This window comes from Mycobacterium sp. (assembly GCF_035314905.1).
In the GTDB taxonomy this organism is placed as follows: Bacteria; Actinomycetota; Actinomycetes; order Mycobacteriales; family Mycobacteriaceae; genus Mycobacterium.
Window position 1 is genome coordinate 1 of record NZ_DATFYW010000208.1, and the last position, 6,785, is coordinate 6,785.

The following is a 6,785-nucleotide window of genomic DNA, read 5'->3' on the forward strand; positions in this document are numbered from 1 at the left end:
ACCGTCATCGCGGCCATCGTGACGACCACACCCGCGCCCGCGACAGCCGCGACTACCTTGAGCTTCTGTTGTTGCAATTTCACCTCTGGCCTCGGTCGGGATCCCTGTTCTGTCGCCGATTGGTCAGAACGGTAACGGGCAAACCACCCCCCCGCCACTCGGCCAGACGCGGCTCGTCCGCGCGTCCTCACAGACGGGCGGTGCCAACGATCGCCCGAAAAGTGCTCGGCAACGGTCGCGGCACGCGCCGCCGACCCGCGAATGCCTCGGCGCCAACGGATTCGGCGCGCCCTACCCCCAGTGCATCGACTGTGACATACATCACGGTCTGGGCTGAGCTCGCACCCTACGGTTGCGTCACCGTGAGTTCACGTGACGACCAATCAAATGCTGCTGTGCGCGAATCCGTCCGCAGCCTTGTTCTGCGCGCGACCGCAGGTCACCGTCGGGCCGTCTGCGCCTCCCGGCGACCCGGGTCAAGTGCTGTCAGCGCCCCCGACGGCCGGCCCGCCAGCTCGAGGAAGCGGCCGTAGCGGTCCTGCATCGCCGAGCGCCAGGCGGGATCCGGCTCGACGATGCGGCCGATCGAGGCCCATCGTGCGGCGTCGGCCATCGATGTTTCGAGACCCGCGGCCACCCGGCCGAGGAAAGCCGCTCCGAGCGCCGCGCCTTCAGCCACCGCCGACACCTCCACCGGCCGGCCGGTGGCATCGGCGATGGCCTGCACCCACGGCTCGACGCGGGTGCCTCCACCCGCGGCCACAATGCGTGACAACGGTGTTCGGCACAGCTCGATGAGCTGCCGCACAACGAAACCCGACGCCTCAAAGGCAGCACGCCGCACGGAGGCTGCGTCGTGGGTGAGATCCAACGCGTCGAGCACCGCGCGGCGGTCGGGATCGTGAAGAGGCGTGCGTTCGCCCCGCACGTACGGCGACCAGACCGGCACCCGGCGCGGATCCACCGTCGCCGGGTCGCCGGGTCCCAGCAGGCGGTCCACCCAGCCGAGGAACAGGCCGCCGGCATTGCTCGCCCCGCCGATCTGGCTCTTCCCCGACACCGGGTGCGGAATCGTCCACAGACCCGGTTCCTGCCGAGCCTCCGGGATGCTCACCCACACGATCAGGGTCGTGCCGCACAATACGAGCGCGTCGCCGTCATGGTCGGCGCCGGCGACGAGCTGCTCGCACAGCGCGTCAATGGCGCCCACGGCCAGCACGGCGTCCATCCCGTGCACGTGGCCGGCGGCGGCCCCGATCATCTCGACCCGGGGCATCCGGCCCTCGGTCACTCCGCATCCCGCCAGGGCCCCGGGGCTCCAGCCGCTGCCGTCGAACAACGGGAACATCGTGGCCGCGGTGGCGAGATCGACCACCGCATCACCGGCCAGCGCGTAGTTCGCCACCGCCGGCGCCGGCCAGTACCCGGCCGCGTCCGGCAATTCCCGGGCCGTCCAGCGCAGGAACTCGGCCGCCTCGCCGATCGCCGGCCCCTGCGCGCCCACCCCCGACGGCACCCGGCCGCGGCCGTCGCCATACAAGAGGCCCGGCGAGACCGGGTCACCCGCGCAATCGACGGCGGTCAGAGACGGGGCCAGGGCGGAGACCGCGACCGCCCGGGCATCGGGCCGGTCCAACCGGCGCAGCGCCGCCAACGGACCCCGCCGCCACGCCTCGTCGGCGTCGTGTTCCAACCGGTCCGGCGCCGGTACGCGCAGTTGGTGCGGAATCCGTGTCCCGGACACCACCCGGCCGTCCTCGTCGGCCGCCACCGCCTTGACGGCGGTCGTGCCGACGTCAATGCCGATTGTGACCTCTTTGGGTGACACGCGCGTCACCGTACGCCAGCATGAGCAGTCGTGACCCGACTTCGCGCGCTCGTGACCGCCCCCATGCGGGGCCCGGGCCTGGACAGGCTGCGACAGCTCGCCGACGTGATCTACGACCCGTGGATCGACCAGGCTCCGCTGCGGATCTACAACGCCGAGCAACTGGCCGGTCGGATCAGCTCGGAAGGCGCTGATGTGGTTGTCGTGGAAAGCGATTCGGTCAGCGGCCCGGTGTTCGACCTGCGCCTGCGGGCCATCGCGTCCACCCGCGGGGATCCCAACAACGTCGACATCGCCGGCGCGACAAGAGCGGGAATCCCGGTGCTCAACACGCCGGGGCGCAACGCGGACGCGGTCGCCGAGATGGCGGTGGCGCTGCTGTTTGCCGCCACCCGTCACCTGGTGACCGCCGACGCCGACGTCCGGGCCGGCGAGGTGTATCGCGACGGCACCATCCCCTACCAGCGATTCCGGGCATGGGAGGTCGCCGGACGGACGGCCGGGCTGGTCGGGCTCGGCGCCGTCGGCCGGGCCCTTCGCTGGCGCCTGTCGGGGCTGGGTGTCCCGGTCATCGCCCACGACCCCTACAACGAGGAGGCCCGCCACAGCCTCGGCGAACTTCTCGCGGAGGCCGACATCATCAGCCTGCATGCACCCGTCACCGACGACACCGTCGGGATGATCGGCGCCACGCAGTTCGCGGACATGCGCGACGGTGCGGTCTTCCTCAACACCGCCCGGGCGCAGCTGCACGACACCAACGCCCTCGTCGAAGCCCTGCAGAGCGGCAAGGTGGCCGCGGCGGGACTGGACCACTTCGTCGGCGAATGGCTGCCGCCGGATCACCCGCTGACGGCCATGCCCAACGTCATTTTGACACCCCACATCGGTGGGGCGACGTGGAACACTGAGGTCCGGCAGGCGCAGATGGTCGCCGACGGCCTCGAGGCGCTCCTGTCGGGAACCACTCCCACCTACATCGTCAACCCGGAGGTGCTCGCCTCGTGAGATTTGTTGACAACCCCGAAGTCGCGGTGCTGGCCGCCGCCAAGGACATGCTGCGCCGCGGCCTGGTCGAGGGAACGGCGGGAAACATCTCGGCCAGGCGCGAAGACGGCAACCTCGTCATCACGCCGTCGTCGGTCGACTACGGGGAGATGGCACTCGACGATCTCGTGCTCGTCGACCCGGACGGCGCCGTGCTTCATGCCGGGGAAGGACGATCCCCCTCCACGGAGATGAAACTGCACCTGGCGTGCTACCGGGCGTTCGACGACATCGGCAGCGTGATCCACAGCCATCCCGTGTGGGCCACCATGTTCGCCGTCGCCCATCAGCCCATCGAAGCCTGCATCGACGAGTTCGCCGTCTACTGCGGCGGGGACGTTCGGTGCGCCGACTACGCAGCCTCCGGCACCCCCGACGTCGGGCACAACGCGGTGAAAGCGCTCGAAGGCCGGGCAGCGGCCCTGATCGCCAACCACGGCCTGGTTGCGGTCGGCCCGCGACCCGACCGTGCGCTGCACGTGACCGCGCTGGTGGAGCGCACCGCCCAAATCGTCTGGGGGGCCCGTGCACTCGGTGGACCCGTTGCGATCCCCGACGACGTCAACCAAGGCTTCGCCGCCATCTACAGCTATCTGCGCGCCAACCCGCTCTAGGCCCTCAGCGCTGGTCGATGACGACCTTGACGGCGCCGCTCTCGCCCTGGTTGGCGATCGCGAGGAACGCCTCGCGCCACTGCTCCAACCGAAATGTGTGGGTCAGCATGGGCCGCAGGTCCACGCGTCCGTCGACGACGAGGTCGAGGTAGTGCGCGATGGCGTGCTTGCGCTGCCCCGCCACCTCCTCGACCCCGAAGGCATTGGACCCCACCCAGGAGATCTCCTTGAAGTACAGGGGGCTCCACTCCCACCGGCCGGGCGCGTGTACACCCGCCTTCACGAGGGTTCCTCGCGAAGTCAGGACCCGCACGCCGACTTCGAACGTTTCCGGCTTGCCGACGGTGTCGTAGACGACGTCGATGGGACCGGGGTGGGCCATCGGGAGCCCCTCCAGCGGCTGCCGCAGCCGGCCACCGCCCCAGGCGACCAGCTCCTCGATGACCGCCAGGCGCGGCTCGTGCGCCAAGACCCTGGCGGCCCCGAACCGGCGGGCCAGCTCTGCCTGGGCAGCGAAGCGGGCCACGACCGCCACCTGCGTGTCGGGGTAGAGGACCCGCAGGATGGCGACGGCGCACAATCCGAGGGAGCCGGCGCCATAAACCAGGACCCGGCCCGACCGGGGCGGCGGATGCCTGGTAATGGCGTGCAGCGACACCGAGAACGGGTCCGCGAACACCGCGAGCTCGTCGGGCACCGAGTCGGGAACCGGGAACAACATGCTGTCGTGCGCCGGCATCAGCTGGGCGTACCCACCCGTCACGTCGGCCGACACGCCGCTGTGGATTCCAGGTTTGATGTCGCCATCGCAAAAGCTCCAGCACAGGCTGTAGTCGCCGCTCGCGCAGGCCGGGCACGGCGGCTCGATGCCACGCGGCCCGCACGACAACCAGGGATTGAGGACCACCCGCTGCCCGACGTGAAGGCCCCGCGCCCTCGGCCCCAACGCGACCACGTCGGCAACCACCTCGTGGCCCATCACTTGAGGAAACGAGCAGAACGCCGCCATGGCGTTGTCGGTGTCGCCCTCGCCGAAGTCGAGGAGGATCTGCTTGGAGTCCGATCCGCAGATGCCGGTCAGCCGCGGCCGGGTGATCACCCAATCGTCGCGCAGGGGTTGCGGATCGGGCAGATCCGTCAGGGCCACGGGCGTTCGGGCCAGGTTCGCGGTCAGCGGGTTGGCATCGGGGGGCACCTCGATCGGCTCGGCCGCCACGCCGAAGACCAGCGCCCTCATGACAGGGTGGGCCGCGCCATGGCGGCCGAACCGATGATGAAGGTGTCGATGTCGGCGTTCTTGACGTCGACGACCGCCTTCATGTCCGGCACGTAGTGCTCGAAGCGGTCGCTGCCCAGCGCCGCGATGATCCCCTCCGCCACTTCGCCGGGCTCCACCTTGGGCCCGACGTAGAGCGGCTTCTCGTTGTCGGGCTGGTCCCAGATCTCGGTGTCGACGGGTCCCGGCTCGATCAGCTTCACCGACACCCCGGTGCCGTGCAGGTCGACGGCCATGGATTCGCTCCAGCCGCAGAGGGCGAACTTGCTGGCAGAGTATGCGGCTTCGTGGATGATGCCGAGCCGGCCGCCGACGCTGGACACGTTGACGATCACGCCCGCACCGCGCGTCAGCATCTGTGGAAGGACGGCCAGGGCGAGGCGCATCGGGGCGAAGAAATTGACCCGCATGACCGCCTCCACCTCCGCCGGATCGAGCGCGGTGACCGCCCGGCGTTTCGGGATTGCGGCGTTGTTGACAAGAACGTCGACACCGCCGAGGGCGTCGGAGGCCGCTCGCCCCAGACGAATGACGGCCGGGGTATCCGCCAGGTCGGCCACCCACATCATCGACGCCGGCGAGGTCCTTCGGCAGTCGGCCAGCACCTCGGCGAGTCGCTCCCGGCGTCGGGCGATCAGCCCCACCACCGCCCCCCGTGCGGCCAGCTGCCGGGCAAGGGCAGCTCCCACTCCCGACGAGGCGCCGGTGATCAGCACCCGCTTGCCTGCCGTCGTATGCGCCATGAATCCGCCTTCCGGCCGATGCTGGCGTCAGTGTAGAGCGGGCACCACGCGGCGTCGGCGATAACGCACGGGCCTACGGGCTCCGCAGCGGGAACGGATCGTGTGTGAAGTCGATCTGCGCCGCCGGATTGCTGATTGCGGTGGTCATGCCGGACCCGAACGCGCCGGACTCGTCGAAGAGCGTCGCGGTCCCGACCGCGACCCCATCGGATGCCCAGTGCGAATCGGCCTGCACACCGATCCAGTCACCAAGCGGCAGGCGCGATAACCCCACGGTCACATCGCCGTTGATGTAGCCCATCCCACGTGTTCCCAGATTCGTCACCAGGCTGGTTTCCTCGGCGGCCATCGCAGCGCGAACAGACGGTGTATTTTCCTCGTTGGCAAGCACTTTGATACCACGGTTGCAGAAGCGCTTGCGCGAGTCGTTCTGGTGGCGGGCCGGCGACCGGCTCCACCCCCCGTCGTCGCTCCCGACATACGACAGGATCTCCCCGTCGAGCGCGGGCGGTGCACCGAAAGACATCGGCGCGATCCATTGCCGGCCGGGCAGTGCGGCCGAGCGGCGGTACTGAATGAGCTCGGCATGGGCCACCGCCACCCCGCCCTGAAGGACGTCGCATTCCGCGCTGCGTATGCGCCGACCGTCACGCAGGACACACACCGTGGTCGTCGTGGGCGCACCTCGTGCCGCCCGGAACAAGTCCACCGTCAGCCGCGCGGGCATGAAGTCCGTCGATCCGCAGTGGTGTTCGAGCACCCAGCCCGCCAATCCCACGAGCGCCGGTCCGCTGAGATGATCGGCGCCCCAGTGACTCTGCGCAAATGCGGTCGGCATGAACCCGTGGTTCTCCGTCAACGTGAAATGAGACGGCTCCACGGCCACTTGGGCATCCTCGCACGACGTGTACCGCCCGCATCGCCCACCCCGGTGCATGCCTGCCCGCACCGCATGCTTCCGATGGTCGTGCATCTCAGCGCTTGGGCAAAAGCTGTGAATCAGGGGAACCAGGGCGGCAAAACTACGACCACCGGTGAGGTCGTTTCCGCCGCCGGCGGCACGATCGTCAGGAGCAGCGGCGGGCTGGTGTCAAGCCGCGGCGGTTCTACGACCGGAAGCCCCGGCCCATCCATGAGTCGTCGGGGAATTGAAACCCGTTGGCGGCGTACAGCTGCTCTGTGCCATGGATGCTGACGCGCCAGCCGTGCGCGGACAGGTAGTCCGTCACGTGGCTGCGCTCGCCGTCCCAGACCAGCTCCGCGACATCGATGTCCAA

Annotated in this window: 6 protein-coding genes; 2 read left to right on the top strand and 4 right to left on the bottom strand. The window is 69.5% G+C overall.

Annotation, left to right across the window (positions count from 1 at the left end; all coding sequences use genetic code 11):
• Positions 1-439: 439 nt before the first annotated feature.
• A complete protein-coding gene (locus VKG81_RS18565; RefSeq protein ID WP_324398055.1) occupies positions 440-1,828 on the bottom strand; it encodes a xylulokinase in 1,389 nt (462 codons plus the stop codon).
• Between the two features lie 63 nt (positions 1,829-1,891).
• Between VKG81_RS18565 and VKG81_RS18570 the strand changes: the two genes are divergently transcribed.
• Complete coding sequence (locus VKG81_RS18570; RefSeq protein WP_324398064.1) at positions 1,892-2,836, top strand: NAD(P)-dependent oxidoreductase; 945 nt, start codon at positions 1,892-1,894, stop codon at positions 2,834-2,836.
• Positions 2,833-3,489: an L-fuculose-phosphate aldolase gene (locus VKG81_RS18575; protein WP_324398057.1), complete on the top strand. Its 657-nt coding sequence runs from the start codon at positions 2,833-2,835 to the stop codon at positions 3,487-3,489. Before VKG81_RS18570 ends, VKG81_RS18575 begins: the two co-directional genes overlap by 4 nt.
• A gap of 4 nt (positions 3,490-3,493) precedes the next feature.
• On the opposite strand, the gene VKG81_RS18580 is transcribed toward VKG81_RS18575, so the two are convergent.
• From VKG81_RS18580 to VKG81_RS18590, 3 genes are all read right to left on the bottom strand, one after another.
• Positions 3,494-4,726 (bottom strand): zinc-binding dehydrogenase, encoded by a 1,233-nt coding sequence (locus VKG81_RS18580; protein ID WP_324398059.1) that lies wholly within the window; start codon positions 4,724-4,726, stop codon positions 3,494-3,496.
• The gene (locus VKG81_RS18585; protein ID WP_324398061.1) at positions 4,723-5,508 is read right to left on the bottom strand and encodes an SDR family oxidoreductase; all 786 of its coding nucleotides are present in this window, start codon (positions 5,506-5,508) and stop codon (positions 4,723-4,725) included. The genes VKG81_RS18580 and VKG81_RS18585 overlap by 4 nt, the downstream gene beginning before the upstream one ends.
• A gap of 73 nt (positions 5,509-5,581) precedes the next feature.
• On the bottom strand, positions 5,582-6,394 hold the full coding sequence (locus tag VKG81_RS18590) for an acyl-CoA thioesterase domain-containing protein (RefSeq protein WP_324398063.1): 813 nt from the start codon (positions 6,392-6,394) through the stop codon (positions 5,582-5,584).
• Positions 6,395-6,785: the final 391 nt, after the last annotated feature.